The following is a 15,704-nucleotide window of genomic DNA, read 5'->3' as shown; positions in this document are numbered from 1 at the left end:
ATTATAGTCGTTTCTTCTTGGGCAGATGCAGTTCGGCCAGCATGCAGCGGACGCTGCCGCCGCCCAGCTTCTCGATGGTGGGGATGGCGGCGGCCACAATCGGGCCGGCGCTCGATTCCAAGGTGGCTCGCTGCTCGGCAGTCAAGGCATCGAACGCCTGCTGGGACATGGCGACCACGCTGCCGGTGAGCGAGGAGCCCAGTTCCAGCATGTTGCCGGCGAAGGCGTTCATTTGTTCGAGCGACAGCTCCACGACGGCTCGCCCGGTGCCGCGCAACTGACTCAGCACGCCATCGCGTTCGTCTTCGCGAATGGCATCCAGACAGACGGCGGCGAACCGCTCCCCGACCGACATCAGCACATTGGTGTGATAGATGGCCTTGCCGTTGGCATCGTGCGCCTCGAACGCGACGATGTCGTAATCGAGCTGTTGCGCGAAATCGCCGAGCACATCCAGATCGGTGCGCGGGGAAACGCAGGCATAGGCGACGCGATGAAGGCGATCGAGCACCAGGCTGCCCGTTCCCTCGAGATAGCGGCCCGTGTGTTCGTGCCGGGTCAGGTCGATGAGCCGGGAGGCGTGAAAACCGTGCTTCGTGCTCAACGCCTCGATCAAATCGAGCCGTCGTTCGAGCCGGCGGTTCTCGGCCAGCATCGGGTACAGCACGACCGTGCCGTCGGCGTGAAAGCTCACCCAGTTGTTGGGAAAGATCGAGTCCGGCGTGTGCGGCTCCGGCGTGTCCTCGAACCTGTGAACGGTCACCCCTGCCCGTTCGAGCGCGGCCGCAAGACCATCGAACTCGCGCAACGCCGCGGCCTGATTGGCCGCATCTTCGCTGCCCGAATCGACCTGTTGGAAGGCGTTGGACGCGCGGGTCTGAGGATTACCGGCGAAGGCCACCGGCCGGATCATCATGACATCGGCCGCGCCTTGCTTATCGAAATAGCGTCGATCAGTGAGTTGTCGGTCAGCCAGGCCCATACTGCCCCCTTCGTCAGGGCAGCATTATCGCGCCTCAGCTCTTGAAGTCGATATTGAATCGGGTGACCAGCCGGGCTGCGCCCTCGACCTGACCGCTCGCGATCAGCGTGGTCGTCGGCGCCTTGACGTCGAAACTGCGGGATATCCAACCCGTAGGCTCCGGCCGTTCGACGCCGCGATGAACATTGCAGCGCAGCTCTTCGGGCAGCGTCATCGATATCAACACGTCGCCGCAGGACACTCGCACGTCCCGCCCGTTCGCCACGACCGCGCACTGTTCGGCGAAGTGCCAGAACATCTCGATCTGATGAGGGCCGCTGCCCAGCAACTCGTCGGTGACTTGCAGTCGCGATTGCTGCTTCTCGAATTGCACCTCGCGTCGATGAGTGACCGGATGTTTGAGCCGCCCGTAGCCATCGTGACTTGCGACCCAGCGATCGATCAGTGGCGTGCGCTCGATGGCGATCAACTGCGTCTGCGCGTGCTTGATCCAGAGAAAATTGCCGCCGCTGACCGATTGATCGACGCCGTCGACCCGCAAGGTGTTGTGCGCCGAGGTGCCCTTGAAGTAATCGCGCCACACTCTTTGCGTGTGATAGGCGTAAGTGCCCGGATCGATCAATATCTCCTTGCCGCCGACGCTCAGCGTGAATGACAAGGCGTCCGCGTGACCGTGCGCGGCAATAGATAAATATCCTAGCGGGCCGGCATCGGCGACGATGCGGACCTCGCGATTCGTTTCGAAACGGTCGCCGAGAATGTAATAGCCGGCGTTGGGGAAGTCCTTGCGAATGGGCAGCGACACGCGCGCCATGTCGATGGCTTGGAATCGGGCCGCTGCCGCGTCGCCCAGCAGCCAGCGCGTCTTGTCGTCGACCTCCTGGCTGGCCCGACCGGCGTTTGCCTTGAATTTGAACTCCGCCGAATCGAACAACACCGCCCCGGTCGCGAGCAGCGACCGATAGACATCGCCCACCTCAGGATCGAGCCTGGCGATGATGGCGTCGTCGGCATCGCCAAAGTTCGGCACGGATCCGCCGGTATCCATGATGCTCGCAATGTACTGGAGCATCCCTCGCAGGCGATGCCAGTAAGCCGTGCTGAAATCGCAGCCATTGGCGCGCGCGATCAGGCCGCTGACAATCATCATGTCCGCAACTTCGTGGTGATACCAGTTCGCCTGCTCGCGATTGACGCCATCCTCGGCGTTCTGCAGCAGCATCTCCTTTTCGAGCTCGCGCTGCGCCAGATTCTTCCAGCGCCGGCTGCGCTTCCAGAGCGGCCACGTCAGCGAGGCGACGAACAGCCCCATCAGTTCGCCGAGCAGATGATTGTTCGCCGAGGAGTAGCGCGAGAAATGGCCGGCGATGAAATGGCAATGCTGATACACGCTGGTCAGCCAGCGCTGCTTGAATGCCTCGCCATCCGGGCCTTGGAAGATCGGCGAGCCATCGCCGCCGAGCAGGTGCCACGCGAACGACCAGTTCACCAGGCGAATCGAATGCTCCAGGCTGCTGGTCCAATGCACGCCCGAAGGATACGGGCATTGATCGAACCACGATGCGAGCAGCGTGCGGCAGCCCTCGGCATATTTAGCCTCGCGCGCCAGGTGCCAGGCCTGCGCCAGCGTCACCAGCTGCGCGTGACGGCTGGGCTCCCACAGATATTTGATATCGCCGACCAGCTTCTCGTCGCGATAGTTCAGGGTCTTGCCGAACTGTAGCGGCGCCTGCTTGCCGGTCTTCGGATCGCGATTCCACTGCGGCGGAAACCCCAGCGCAGCGGCCGACATCGCGAAGACAGGAAAGCGGCCATCGAGAATGTCATCGGCCGCGCGTCGATACTTGTCGACGTTGAATGCCGTCGGCAACGTCGCAACCCAGGGTGCGCCCATCCTTTCCGGCGCGGGCGGCGGAGGCGCGGCGGTATGCAGGCCGAACTGCTCGACGCTGGCCTGGACACGTTGCTTGACCCGGTAACCGACTTCCCAGCCGCTCATCGCCGACAGACGGTGCAGCTTCCACTTCAGACTCATGGCTCGAGCCTCACGCCATGTTTCCGTGGGCACGCGTATTGTCCAGGAGCTCCTTCACCGGCGGCCGATGAATGACGAAAGGCGTCTTGCCGCGTGCCGTGCGCTCCAGCGCGGTCACGCTGCGGATCTCGACGGTCATACTCTTTGGCAGCTTCTCGCGAGCGTTGTGCATCAGGCGGTCACGATCGCGCTCGCTGTACTTCTCCGTCGGCAGCACCAGGATCGCAACTTTCGCTGCGCTCTCCTGGATCACCTGGATGCGCACGATGTTGGCCACATCGCGCTGGAAGTGACTGATGCCCGTGACCTGCACGCCCTCCGGCGTGATCAGGATGTCGCTGTCACGACCCAACACGCCGGTGAACGTCCTCAAGCCTAGCGCCAGCTCCTCCAATTCGTGCTCGCCCCAGGCCGCCGGCAAGCGGATCAGGTCGCCGGTGCGATAGCGGATCAACGCCATGGAGCGATTCCACAGCGGTGTGCCGACGATCTCGTATAACCGATATTCCCCTTCCACCCCGGCCGGCTCGAATTGCACATGGGCATAGCCCGGCAGGAATCGATATTCGCTCTGCGCGGTCGCGTAGGCGAAGGCCACGCGCTCGGCCTGACCGTAATAGTCGAGCAGCCTGCAGCCGAGCGTCTCTCGTGCCGCCGGCCACACACGGGGATGCAGAACTTCCGACGAACACAACACTGCCGGGATGCGCACTCTTCGGCCGGCTCGCTTCAGCAGAAAGCACAACGCTTCGAGCGATGTCGGATAGCCGAGCAAACATTCCGGCGCGAACTCATCGATGGCGCGCGCGTAATGCTCGATCGTCGCGGCATTCAGATGCGTGGACGACAACACCAGTCGATTGCCGCCGCCCGCATGAATCCAATACGGCGGCTTGAAATCGTTGGGGTCCTTGATGCTTTCGGTCCGCAGAACGGCGCACCTGGCGGAGCGCGCCTCCACGCCGACCTTTTGCATCATGCGATCGATGCACACCTGCTCGACCACGACGGAACGCAGCGAGCGGACCAGGTCGAGGGGAGCGCCGGACGTGCCGCCCGTATTTGCTTTGATCGTGAGTAGCTGCGACCCGACCGCGAATGCCCTCGGCGCCGAGCGCACTTGGGCTTTCGTCAGCAGCGGCCAGCTTGCGATATCGCGGCCGCCGCGCACGGCCCTTCCATAGCCACCACGGCTCGCCGGCCAGAGCACTTCCTTGAGCCGATCTCGCGTCCATTGGCGACGCTCGTTGAACCCGACCCGCTCGAGGCGCTCCAACTCGCGTTGCGCATCGGCGTAGAACAACGGGTTACGACGAACGGCGGTATCGCCGACCTGAAGCAGCTTGAGTTTTTTGACCAGCGTTTGCATGCCTGTGACCGCTCGTTCAACCCGCCCGTCGACCGTTGCCGTTGGCCACGGCGCGATACACGGCGCACATGCGATCTGAATACTGTTTGACGCACAACGGTTCCACCGTCGCGCGAGCGAGGCGGCCCATCTGCACCCGATCCTCTTCTTGCAGCACCAGCTTCTCGATAGCCGCGGCCAGCTGCGACACATCGCCGGGTGCAATCAGCAATCCGTTCGCGCCATTCACCACATATTCCGGAATGCTGCCGACGGGCGTGCAGATGGGCGGCAATCCCCAAGCCATCGCTTCCAGCAGCGACATCGGCAACCCTTCGGTGTGCGACGGCAGTACGAAGGCGTGCGCCGCTGCCAGCAGCCTGTCGCGCTCCGCCGGATCGACCCATTCACGAATCTGGACTACGTCCTGCACGCCGAGCTTGTTGGCGTGCTCGCGCAGCTGAGCAACATCGCCATGGCCAGCGAGCACGAACTCCACGCGGGCGCGACATTCCGGCGACAGCCTGGCCACAGACTCCGTCAGGTCGAACACGCCCTTGCGCCGGGAGATCAGCCCGAAATAGACAAAACTGACTTTGCCGCCGAGCCCGCGCACTGGCACGCTTTCCGGCAGCACCACAGGGTTCGGCAACACGACGATGCGATGCTTGGGCACGCCGATGGATTCGAAGAACGCTTTCCATCCTTCGCCGAGCACGACCAGGCGCTGCACGCTCTGCAATGTGCTGAGCGTGATCGCGCGCGTGGCCGGCGACATGGTTGCCCAATGTTTCTGATAGCCGCCGCCATGTGCGTGCATGATGACGCTAGCGCCGCGCGCCAGGGCAACGCGGGCCAGAATGATCTTGCGGATGTTGCTGGCGCCGCTGGCGAAATGAATGTGGACCACATCGGGATGCCGATTCAGCTGCAGGGTCAGCTTGGCCACGGACTGCGCGAAAGTTACAGCCTTGGTCCACTTGCCGCCGTCGACCATGGTCGCAATGTGAGTGGCGTGGACGTTCTCGGGCAAGGCGCTCAGCAGCAGCCGCTCCACGCCCGAAACGCCGCCGCGGACGTTCAAACCCGGACCGAGCATCAACACGTTGGATGATTCACGCATGGCTCACCGATTCACGCGTGCCGAACATGCTTTGATAGGACGCCACCATGGCATCCCATGAGAAGTCACGCTGCGCCCGCAGGGATGCCGCCGTGGCCATGCGAGTGCGTAGCACGTTGTCGAGGCGCAATCGATCCAGCAGCTCCGGCAATTGTTGCGGCAGATCGGCCACATCGACGATGTAACCTTCCTTGCCGTGCTCGATCATTTCCGATGCGCCACCGGTGCGCGTCAGGATCACGGGCAATTGCATGGCCATCGCTTCGAGCGCCGCGTTCGAGAAGGTCTCGGACAGCGACGGCAGCACGAACACATCGAAAGTTTTCAGAGCCGCACGCACATCGGGCAACGCGCCAGTGAACGTAACTGCTGCCGAGATGCCTCGCTCGGCGGCCCGCTGTTCCAACGCCGGCCGCAGCGGCCCGTCGCCCACCAGCATCAGGTGCACGTCGGCGCCCGTAGCTCGCAGGTCTGCAACCGTATCGACCAGTGGCATCTGATTCTTCTCGGCTACCAGCCGCCCGACGCTGCCCACGACAAACGCATTCTCATTGATGCCGTATTGGGCTCGCTGCCCGGCGGCGCCCACCCGTGCATGGGCAAATCTGTTCAGATCGACGCCGTTGTAGATCACACTGGACTGTGGACGCATCGGGCTGTCCGCGGTCAGCCAGGCATCCCGCTGCAACTCGCAGCCGTAGACGGTCCAATCGAGATATCGGAGCACTCGCATATAGAAGCTGCGCTTCCAGGCCGCACCCCGGCGCATCTCGGTCGTATTCATCAATCCGATGGTGCGCGGGCGATGCCTCGCCCCGCGTGTAGCCGTGACGACATACAACGCGGGATAGAGATTCACAGACACCAGGTTGCGGGGGCACTGCTCGTCGATGAGGTCTGTCAGCGCCGCATGGGCCTTGAGCGAGAACCGCCCCTGCCGTGACAGAAAGAACGTCGCCACGTTCTCATCGATCTCCTGCAACAAGGTCGTGGGTTCGTTCAAGTAGGCAACACCGACGCGCATGTCCCGCGTGCTCAGCGCATTGGCCAAACGGACGACTTTCTTCTCCGAGCCGCCGACGCCGAGATTGTTCAGAACGAACAAAACATCCATCTCATTACCGCCGGCGGGCCGGAGCGAGGCGACTTCGCGAGCCAACTTTGCTTCTACGCTCGACATGTTCAACCACTGGTGCCGTAACGCAGGACCTGCGAGGGGACCTGCGTCCCCAGCATCTCCAGATAGCGGCTGGCAATGTGTTTCGGTCCGAACTGAGCGATTGCATAGCTACGCGCACGCTCGCCGATGCGGTCGCGCTCGTCGTGATCTGCGAGCAACCGCACGATGGCGTGCTCCATATCTTCGAGATCCGTCGCGGTGTGCCCGAGCTGACGCTGCTTGATCAGGGAATCCGGATCGAAGAATGCGACCACCGGCACGCCTCGCACCCACGCCTGCAGGAACGTGTTCGGGAAGCCTTCGATCTGCGAGGTGTTCAGGAATATTTTTGCCCGGCTGAACATCGTGCCCACATCGGTATAGGGCACTGCGCCCGGACAGGTCAGATTCGGTATCGAGCGCGCCGCTTCGGTCACGGTCCGGTAATAATCCTCCGCCCCGGGCAGCGCGCCGCCGGCCAGCGTGAAGCGCACGTTCGGCATCCGCCGCGCCAGGTCCAGAACAATCTCCGGCCGCTTCACCGGCCTGAGATTCGCAACCCACAGCACGTCGATGTCTTTCTCCGGCTGCGGGCCAATCGGCGTTTCCACGGCCATATCCAGCACTTCGCTCTTCAGCCCGTAGTTTTGCTGTAACAAAGTGCGCTGCTGCTCGCTCTGCGCGACGATCAGGTCTGCATTACGCAATCCGTACTCGTAAATCTTGCGATCGCGCCAGTAGCGGATCAGTTGCTTGCCGGGAATGCACGCCAGGTCCGAGGCAATGCGCGAGATGAAGCGTTTACCGTGCCGACGACAAAACCACGCGGTGATGCCGGTCGCCGCGCCTGCTGGCGATTGATAGTAGATATCGGCATCGATCTCGCGCATCGCGCCGATCATGCCGGTCAGCCGCGGATGAGCGAAGCGCAACACTGGAATGCCTTCATCGCGCGCGTAAGGCGCGACAGCGCGAATCCCGTCGACATTCGTGAGCCGGCCTTGACCGTGATCGTGCACGATCATCGATACGTCGTGGCCGAGATCGCGCCAGGCCCGCGCCAGCAATACGTGCTGCACGGATTCGCCGCCCACATATTTCGCTGTCTTCAGCTTCGCCAGTTGTGGATAGTCATCGAGCCCGACAATGCAAATCTTCATCGGCGATCCAAAATAGCTAGTTCAACTGTACACATGCTACCCAGGCACAGGGATGTGCCCGCCGGCGCAGGCGGCGAGCACAGCGCGAGCGGCAGCATGCCCGAGTCGCTGTTTTTAGTGGCGAACGGCGCCGATCCAGCCATACGGGTCCCCTCGTTGCGGCGCCGACGCCGGTTGTTTGACGGTCACAGGTTCCAGCGCGGTCTCCCGGGCGATCATGGCGAGGCGCATGCTGACGCCGGCATATGCCCAGAAATAGATCCAGGGGGTATAAAGATCCACAAAGAAGGTGGCAGCCGCATACGCGACGGTCGCGACCACGAAGCCGGCCAGCGGGAAGCGCAGACGTACTGGCGCTACCGCGAACGAGCGCAGCGCCGTGCGCACCGGAATTACCAGCAATAGCACGCTGCAAATCAGCCCCGGCAAGCCCAGGTTGAACCATTGCGCCAGGTAATAGTTGTGCGGCGAATATCGGAACGGCATCACCCAATAGGCATTCCAGCCGAAACCGGTGAGCAGCGTCTGCGGATGCTGAAACATCATCGCGATCGCCGTGCTCCAGATCTCGGTGCGGCCCGACGAGGTGCCGCCCAGGTCCTTGGTGCTGAACCCGGAGACCACGCGCTCATATAACAGGTCGCCGAAGCTCAGGCTGACAATGAGCAGAATGACCAGCATCGCGGCACCGGCCATCAAGCCCCAGCTGAAAATCTTGCCCAGCGACAGATAGCGCCGGAACAAATAGGCGCCAGTCATCGTGGCGACGAAAGTCGCTACGAAGGCGCCGCGCGATACCGTCATCAACAGTGTGCCGGCAGTGAGCGCAGCCGCCGCCATCCAGAACCAGCGACGCCAGCCTTTCGAGGCCACGGCCATCGCGACCGCAGCCGGCAATGTCAGCGCAACGAAGGCGCCATATTGATTCGACTCGCCTACCGCGCCCTGCACCCGGCCGTCACCGCGACGCTCGATGTCGCCAATCTGCACGTAGCCGAAAGCATCCAGCACCGCGACGAAATGCGACACGACCCACGACAGCAGCAGGCACTTCAACACGAACGTCGCATCTTTCTCCGTGCGCGTGCCATAGAAGAACACCAGGAAGAACAGCATGTAGTCGACCGCGCGATTCTTCAGGTCGAAGGCGCTGGTGAGCATGTCGTAGCGCGGATAGTCGATGAACAGGACGATCGCGAGGTACGTAAAAATGGAATAGCCGACCAGCGCGATGAACGCGACGTTCATCGCCGGCAGCTGGATCTTGAACTTGTGGCCGTTGGCGTAGCTGAACACCAGGCCCATCACCAGCATGTACAGCAGGAAGTTCTTGATCTTGACGCCGGGCGCGGGACCCGGGTCCCAGTTGAACACGCTGCTGAGCGTAAGAAACAGTGTCAGGGCCGCCAGCACGTAACGCATCAGCGGTGCCCTCCTGGCTGAGCGATGGCTCGATTGGCCACGACTCGATGGGTATGAATGCGCCGGCTAACTCGGACGTACACGTCTGCCTCGGTGGATTCCGCTATCACCGTGAGTAGAGCAAGTTGCATACCAGCAAGGATCGCCAACGGGGGCGCATCATTGCGCGGCTCCATCCCGATCCAGAGTCACTTTAGTTGTAATTATTGCAAGCGTCGCTTCAGTACTTACATTGAGGCATCTCACCGCGCGCTTTTCATCGCGCCATCCGGTGGTGAGTCACATGAAAGCGCAGTGCCGCCGCGACGCCACGATGAGACATGCCGCTCGCGACCAGGTGCGCGCCGTCTTTCAGCTTCAACACGTATTGAGTGAGCGCCGGCATCGTGCGCTGCTGTCTGGCTCGAATCGGCGTGTAATCCATCGCCCGCATGCAGTTCCACGCCAGCGATTCGATCGACTCGATTTCGGGCGGCGTCAGGCGGGTTTCGAACTTGCGGTAGTTGTCATGCATGATTTCGGTGCGGCCCGCTGCGTAACCTCGTTGCTCCACCGATTGCGACAGCTGCGTGAGATCGGCGCTGAAGGGCAGATCGAGGAACTGACAGATGCGGCGCATCTGCGTCTCGGTGTTCTGTAACAACTGTTCGAATCTCACCTCGAGACAGCGCTCGGGCACGATCAGACACTGGCGGTGCGCGACCATCACTTCCTGCCCCCAGCGCCACGCGGCACGGCGAATATCCTTGCCCCAGGCATTGCGCATGGAAACGCAGTGATCGCGCACGTCGCGCACGATGTGCAGGATTCGACCGCCGGGGAAATGGCGCAGGATCAGCGGAATGTGTCGGATATAAGCCGGCGACTTGTCGACCCAGATCACACCCGAGCCGCGCTCGGCATCGAGCTCGTAGCGCGCGAAGCCTTCGAACAAGCCACTCACATCGAAGCGGCCGTTGCAGGCATCGCGCCATTCCTGCCAACGAAAGGGGCCGCGTACTTCGGGACGAAAGTTGAAATAGTTCGCGCCGCTCATCGCATTCGCCAGCTGCTCGAACGCTGCGGTGGTCGCTGGCTCGCCGTGCTGCGCGACCCATTGATCGATGAAGGGCAGGAAGTCGGTCTCGGCCGCGAGGCTGCGGATGCGCGGATGTTTAGTCAACAGACCACGCAAGAGTTTCGTACCCGACCGTGGCATGCCCACAATGAACAAGGGACCTTCCCACTCATCCACTGTAGTTTCGGCAACCGGATCGGCGTGTCCGGAATATCTCTCCAATGTCATAGTAACTATCTCGTTACGGCCCAGTGACCGGGTTGTAACCACTGGGACGCAATGCATCGTCCGCGCCCAAAGTTCATCAACTAAGGGTTGCAGATCGGCGACAGTTACTCAGGACTTGGCGGGCGCTGCCTCTGTTTTACGCAGTCGGCCCAGCATGGCCGTGAGCTCGGGCACGCGGAACATCAGCAACAGCGCCAGGAACAGCGCCATGAACACCGCTGAGCCGAGCACCACGCCGCTCAGACCGAAGTAATCGGTCCAGAACGAGCCATAGAAGATTGTCGAGGCCAACGCCGCGGCGAGCGCGACTTTACCGAGATCGCCCCAACGCGCGAGATCCTTCAAGCCGATGTTATAAGCGCGCATGGTGCTGCGACTGAGCACCAGACCCTCGGTCCAGCGCGAAATGACGAACGCCAGCGCCGCGGCCGGCAATCCGAAAATCGGCATCACCGTCACGAGCAGCAACAGGTTCAGCAGAATCGCGAACAAGCTGCTCGTAACGATCGGAGCAGTCTTGTTCACGGCGCGTAGCGCCACGCCGAAGTCGAACACCTCACGCACCAGCACCAGCAGATAGATCTGGAAAATCACTACTGCGGGCTCGTAGCTGGCGGAGAACAACGTGACCACGAACGTGTGTGCAAATTCGAACAGCACCACACCGGCCGCGGTCAGCAAGATCATCGACACCACCGTCGAGCGTCGCCACAGCGCCAGGGCGCCCTCGCCTTTCGCGCTCTTCAGCGCGGCAAGCTCGGGCAACACCGCATCCGACACCGAGTTGCGCAGTACGCCGATTACCGGCTGGATGTGAGTGCCGATCGCGTAGTGCGCCAGCGCGACCACGCCGAGCGTCTTGGTCACGAACAAATTGCCCAACGACTTGTTGAGCGTCACCAGGATCAGCGCCAGTCCGACCGGCCAGCAATAGCGAAACTGCTCGCTCCAGCACGATTCTTCGCTGCTTTGATCGATGTTGCGACTGGCGCGCCGCCACGCGATCCATGAGCCGGAGATGCGCAGCGCTTCGAGCGCAATCAGACACCAGACGATAGGCATCACATCCCGCCAGATCGTCGCGGCCGTCACTACCACCAGAATGCGTGCGATCAAACGACCGGTCGTATAAGCGAACACGGGCACGGGCCGCTTCTGCGACAGCCAGTAGAACTCCCAGAAATCCAGGTTCACGAACAGCAGCACATAGATCGCAACCGGCAGTTGCAGGCCGGCGAGGATGGCGCCGTTCGACAAGTAATCGGCCAGCAGCGTGCCGCCCACGACCGTCACACTGGTGCCGAAGGTCATGGTCACCGCCTGCCGCACCATCTGCCGCACACAGTTCGGGTGCGAGGGAATGAAATACAGCAGGCTGTTGTTGATGCCGAAAGCGCAGATGGTCGTCAGCAGGCCGGCGTACAGCAGGAACTCGCGATAACGGCCGAACTCCTCGACCGTCAGCAGCCGTACCAGCAGGATGGGACTGATGACCACCAGTCCCTGATTCATGAACCGCGTGATCGAAATGATCGCGGTCCGACTGACTAACCCGGCGATGACTCTACTCCTGCGGAAGAACGACGCTAGACGCCGGCGGTGCGCCGGTGGCGCGCCAGACCTTTGTCAGGCCATCCCGGCCCACGTAAACGACCTCGAACTGGTTCGAGTGCAATACGGGATCCATGTCGCCGCGCATGCCCTTGCGTTTGTCGCTCTGATTCTCGCCGCTGCCGATGACGAATATTCGATTGCGGCGTTCGTTGCTCAGCAACTGCTCCAGCATGGCGGCGCTGCTGATGACAGCGGCGCCGGTGTAGAAATCCTGGATCCGGCCGTTCTTCAGCTCCACGTAACGGCGCGCGTGATTGCGGCTCATCAGCCAGTAGTCGACCCGGCCCAAGTAGTAGGTCTGCTGCAAGTGGTCTTCGGCGATGATCACATCGGCATCCACGATGTGCTGCGCCTTCATGAATTCCGCCGCACCTTTGTGATCGGGGTGCGACTCGTATCCCGAGTTCACCGACGCAACCACTTGCACTGGGTTGACCACCAGGGCGGCCGTAATGACTGCAACGCCCGCCTGCAGCGGCTGGCCGGCGAGCAACCGCATGTTCCTCTGTGCCGCCCAAGCCTGCAGCCAGTCGATACCCTTCTGCGCGAAGGCAAACCCGCACAACATCATCGGCAACACGGATGCAACCGTGTAACGCGGCGGCAGGTTCCAGACATAGAAGCCGATCGTGAACATCGGGATCCAGACCGCGAGCATCGCCAGCAGTACATAGTCCGTGACCTGGCGCCGCTTCATCAAACGCCACAATCCCCACACGACGGCCGCCAGCGCCAGCACGCCTGCCACTTCCGAATACTGGAGGATGCGATAGTAGGGCCAGATGCTCGGCTGCCCAACCAGCGCGCCGATCACCTTTTTCAACGAGCCGGGGGTCGATGCCAACAGGCTGAAATGGATCAGCGCGAGCAGAGCGCTGCCCAGAGCGAAAATCCGAAACCTGCGCCAGACGCGCGGCCCACCGAAACGTCGCGCCACCACCGCGGCCGCAACCAGCAGCAAAAAGGCAAGGTGATAATAAAGCCGCAATTGCATCAGCAAGCCGGCCAGCAACAGCGTCGCAACGCTAATAGCGGCGAACCGTTGGGGAATCACGCGAGACAGATGAATCGCGAAGAACGCGATCGCCAGACCCGCGATCCATAGAGCCACTTCGAAGGTCAGCGCAAAGTCTGCCGGGGCGCGACTGCGATCCCACAACGGCGCGCCGAGATCCGCTGCATATTCCGGCGGCGGCACCGGATACTGCGAATTTACCCAGCCATTGATCAGCACGTACGACACCATCACCAGCGCGGCGGCGATGCTGCCGTAGAGCAGCTTGCGAAGATCGCCTTGCAGGATGCCCGGCATCAGGAACAACAGAACCGTCGTGACAGCGAGCGCGTGCAGCTCGATGCCGACTATCAGTGCGACGACGCCACCGATCAGCCAGCCGATGCGCCCGCTGCGCTCCCAGGCGAACACGCACACCATGCAGCCAGCCACCGCCGCCAGCAGGAAGATGTACATTCGCGCCGTCTGCGAATACACGATCATCGACGGCAGCAACGCGATGCTGGCCGCGAACGCGAGATTCCAATACGGTCGCAGGAAACGACGGCCTGCGAGCCACGCCCACCAGATGGTCAGCACGCCGCACAGCGCCGAAGGGAATCGGAAGGCCCACTCGGATTCGCCGAACAGTTGCACCGAGCCCGCCATGAGATACAGCTCCGTCATTCCGCGCGGATAAAACAATCCACTGGGAAGGATCGGCGCACCCTCGCGCAGGATGCTCATCACGGCCATGGCCATGGTCTCTTCGTCGCCGTGCAGGCCGACATTGCCGAGCCCCCAGAAGCGCACCCACGCACCGACGCTGACGATGACCAGCAACATGACCCGGTGCGCGAGCTGATCGCGCTCCAGCGGCGCAGTGATACGAAACAATCCGGACAGTGAGCGCATGAACCCGCTCACCTGATCCGCCAACGTCGGACTCACTGGCAATAACCCGCGATTGGCCGCATCTGAGAGCATGCACGACCCCTTGTTTAGTAATTGTCCTAGTAAGCCTTGTCGGTCTTGAATAGTTTCGGCACGGTGAGCACCAGGATCTTCAAATCCAGCCACAGCGACCAGTTGCGCAGGTACTCCAGGTCGCAATGCACTCGGCCTTGCATGTCCTGCAGGCGTGGCGTCGGGCCTCGGAAGCCGCTGATTTGCGCCAGCCCGGTGATGCCCGGCGGCACTTTGTGCCGCACCATATAGCCCTTGATCAGCCGTCGATATTCCTCGTTGTGTCCGACAGCGTGCGGGCGCGGGCCCACCAGACTCATCCGGCCCTGTATTACGTTGATGAGCTGCGGCAGTTCGTCGATCGAGCCACGGCGCAGGAAGCGCCCGAGCGCGGTGACGCGCTCGTCGTCGCGACTGGCTTGATCCAGCCAGCCGGTATCCTCGGTGACGGTCATGGTGCGAAACTTGTAGATCACGATTTCGCGGCCGTCCAAGCCGTAGCGGCGTTGCCGGAACAGTACCGGGCCCTTGCTGGTCAGCTTGATCGCGGCGGCGATCGCCAGCAGAAACGGCGCAATGGCGATCAGCACCGTCGAGGCGATGCACAGATCCATCAATCGCTTGGCCGCGCCACGATAGCCATAGAACGGGCTTTCGCGCATGGCGATGACCGGCACCCCCAGGATTTCGCCGGTGCGGGCCTGGAATTGATCGGACACCAGCACATCGGGCAAGTAATAAAGCGAAGCGGTCGTGTCGCCGAGCTTGTCCAGCAAATCCTGCACGCGCCGGATGTGACGCAGCGGTAACGAGATGAAGATTACGTCGATGTCGTTCTTCTTGATGTACTCGGGCAGTTGCGACAACGGGCCGAGCAGCTTGTGACCATCCGTCGCCTCGAGCCGCTGCGCGCTGCGGTCATCGAAGAAGCCCTGCACGCGCATGCACAGCTCGGCGTGTTGAGAGAAACGTTGGGCCAGTTGCTGACTGGTGTTGTTATAGCCAACGAACACCGCCTTGCGCCCGTTGCTCGGCCGGCACAGCACGCGCCGTGCGATTTCGTCCAGCAACAACATGCTGGGAATCAGTAGTGCGGGCGTCGCCACTGCCCATATCAGTATGGCGGGCGTCGAATACGCGCGCGGGTAACCGATGATCAAACCGATCGCCAGCAATGCCAGGAGCAACACCGACCACCGGATCAGCAAACCGCGCGACACCACCATGCGGGGCGCGATCAACTCTGCAGCCGGCGTGCGCGGCGATTGCAGCAACGTGATGGAAAGAATGGTGACGATGATCGTCACCGCATCGAAAGAGTTAGTGGATGCGGTGCCGGTCAACTCGGCCAGCACGTACAAGGTGAGAATCGATACGGCCGCTGGCGCGGTCGCGCGCAGCGAGAAATAAATGGCCGCCAGTGCCGACTGACGCTTGAACAGCAGCGGCGGCGTGATGTCGTAGGCCGCGATCTGCTGAGGGACGGAAGTGTCGGGAAGCTTTACTTGTGACAGCCGCGGCTGCGGCGCGCCCGTCAGCTTTACTGTGCTTCGGACCGCGCTGTCGGGAACTGCGCTCATTCAATGGATCCACGAACTCTTGAGAACAATCGACGG

11 protein-coding genes are annotated in these 15,704 nt (G+C 62.0%); all 11 read right to left on the bottom strand.

What is annotated here, in order from left to right:
* Position 1: 1 nt before the first annotated feature.
* Positions 2-982: a citrulline utilization hydrolase CtlX gene (gene ctlX, locus EK373_RS14820; protein WP_198683356.1), complete on the bottom strand. Its 981-nt coding sequence runs from the start codon at positions 980-982 to the stop codon at positions 2-4.
* Between the two features lie 34 nt (positions 983-1,016).
* Complete coding sequence (locus tag EK373_RS14815; protein WP_129644223.1) at positions 1,017-3,017, bottom strand: heparinase II/III family protein; 2,001 nt, start codon at positions 3,015-3,017, stop codon at positions 1,017-1,019.
* A gap of 10 nt (positions 3,018-3,027) precedes the next feature.
* Positions 3,028-4,386, bottom strand: a complete 1,359-nt coding sequence (locus EK373_RS14810; RefSeq protein WP_157994376.1) for a phenylacetate--CoA ligase family protein — start codon at positions 4,384-4,386, stop codon at positions 3,028-3,030.
* A 16-nt stretch (positions 4,387-4,402) separates the two neighbouring features.
* The gene (locus tag EK373_RS14805; protein ID WP_129644217.1) at positions 4,403-5,488 is read right to left on the bottom strand and encodes a glycosyltransferase family 4 protein; all 1,086 of its coding nucleotides are present in this window, start codon (positions 5,486-5,488) and stop codon (positions 4,403-4,405) included.
* Positions 5,481-6,668: a glycosyltransferase gene (locus EK373_RS14800; protein WP_129644214.1), complete on the bottom strand. Its 1,188-nt coding sequence runs from the start codon at positions 6,666-6,668 to the stop codon at positions 5,481-5,483. Before EK373_RS14800 ends, EK373_RS14805 begins: the two co-directional genes overlap by 8 nt.
* 2 nt (positions 6,669-6,670) lie before the next feature.
* Entirely contained in the window at positions 6,671-7,807 is a 1,137-nt protein-coding gene (locus EK373_RS14795; protein WP_129644211.1) for a glycosyltransferase family 4 protein, read from the bottom strand.
* Between the two features lie 114 nt (positions 7,808-7,921).
* Complete coding sequence (locus EK373_RS14790) at positions 7,922-9,229, bottom strand: O-antigen ligase family protein (RefSeq protein WP_129644208.1); 1,308 nt, start codon at positions 9,227-9,229, stop codon at positions 7,922-7,924.
* A 256-nt stretch (positions 9,230-9,485) separates the two neighbouring features.
* Positions 9,486-10,514, bottom strand: a complete 1,029-nt coding sequence (locus tag EK373_RS14785; RefSeq protein WP_157994375.1) for a sulfotransferase family protein — start codon at positions 10,512-10,514, stop codon at positions 9,486-9,488.
* A 108-nt stretch (positions 10,515-10,622) separates the two neighbouring features.
* On the bottom strand, positions 10,623-12,044 hold the full coding sequence (locus tag EK373_RS14780; protein WP_269813706.1) for a lipopolysaccharide biosynthesis protein: 1,422 nt from the start codon (positions 12,042-12,044) through the stop codon (positions 10,623-10,625).
* Positions 12,045-12,078: 34 nt separating this feature from the next.
* Complete coding sequence (locus tag EK373_RS14775; protein ID WP_129644199.1) at positions 12,079-14,109, bottom strand: glycosyltransferase family 39 protein; 2,031 nt, start codon at positions 14,107-14,109, stop codon at positions 12,079-12,081.
* Positions 14,110-14,135: 26 nt separating this feature from the next.
* The gene (locus EK373_RS14770; protein ID WP_129644196.1) at positions 14,136-15,668 is read right to left on the bottom strand and encodes an undecaprenyl-phosphate glucose phosphotransferase; all 1,533 of its coding nucleotides are present in this window, start codon (positions 15,666-15,668) and stop codon (positions 14,136-14,138) included.
* Between the last annotated feature and the right edge of the window lie 36 nt (positions 15,669-15,704).

Source organism: Peristeroidobacter agariperforans (genome assembly GCF_004138335.1).
GTDB classification, from domain to species: domain Bacteria; phylum Pseudomonadota; class Gammaproteobacteria; order Steroidobacterales; family Steroidobacteraceae; genus Steroidobacter; species Steroidobacter agariperforans.
Note: the sequence above shows the minus strand (reverse complement) of the source record. Positions and strands in the feature narration are given on the sequence as shown.

Excerpts from the sequence above, each read along its gene's own strand:
- ctlX (WP_198683356.1), bottom strand. The coding sequence starts at position 982 with ATGGGCCTGGCTGACCGACAACTCACTGATCGACGCTATTTCGATAAG.
- EK373_RS14815 (WP_129644223.1), bottom strand. The coding sequence starts at position 3,017 with ATGAGTCTGAAGTGGAAGCTGCACCGTCTGTCGGCGATGAGCGGCTGG.
- EK373_RS14810 (WP_157994376.1), bottom strand. The coding sequence starts at position 4,386 with ATGCAAACGCTGGTCAAAAAACTCAAGCTGCTTCAGGTCGGCGATACC.
- EK373_RS14805 (WP_129644217.1), bottom strand. The coding sequence starts at position 5,488 with ATGCGTGAATCATCCAACGTGTTGATGCTCGGTCCGGGTTTGAACGTC.
- EK373_RS14800 (WP_129644214.1), bottom strand. The coding sequence starts at position 6,668 with ATGTCGAGCGTAGAAGCAAAGTTGGCTCGCGAAGTCGCCTCGCTCCGG.
- EK373_RS14795 (WP_129644211.1), bottom strand. The coding sequence starts at position 7,807 with ATGAAGATTTGCATTGTCGGGCTCGATGACTATCCACAACTGGCGAAG.
- EK373_RS14790 (WP_129644208.1), bottom strand. The coding sequence starts at position 9,229 with ATGCGTTACGTGCTGGCGGCCCTGACACTGTTTCTTACGCTCAGCAGC.
- EK373_RS14785 (WP_157994375.1), bottom strand. The coding sequence starts at position 10,514 with ATGACATTGGAGAGATATTCCGGACACGCCGATCCGGTTGCCGAAACT.
- EK373_RS14775 (WP_129644199.1), bottom strand. The coding sequence starts at position 14,109 with ATGCTCTCAGATGCGGCCAATCGCGGGTTATTGCCAGTGAGTCCGACG.
- EK373_RS14770 (WP_129644196.1), bottom strand. The coding sequence starts at position 15,668 with ATGAGCGCAGTTCCCGACAGCGCGGTCCGAAGCACAGTAAAGCTGACG.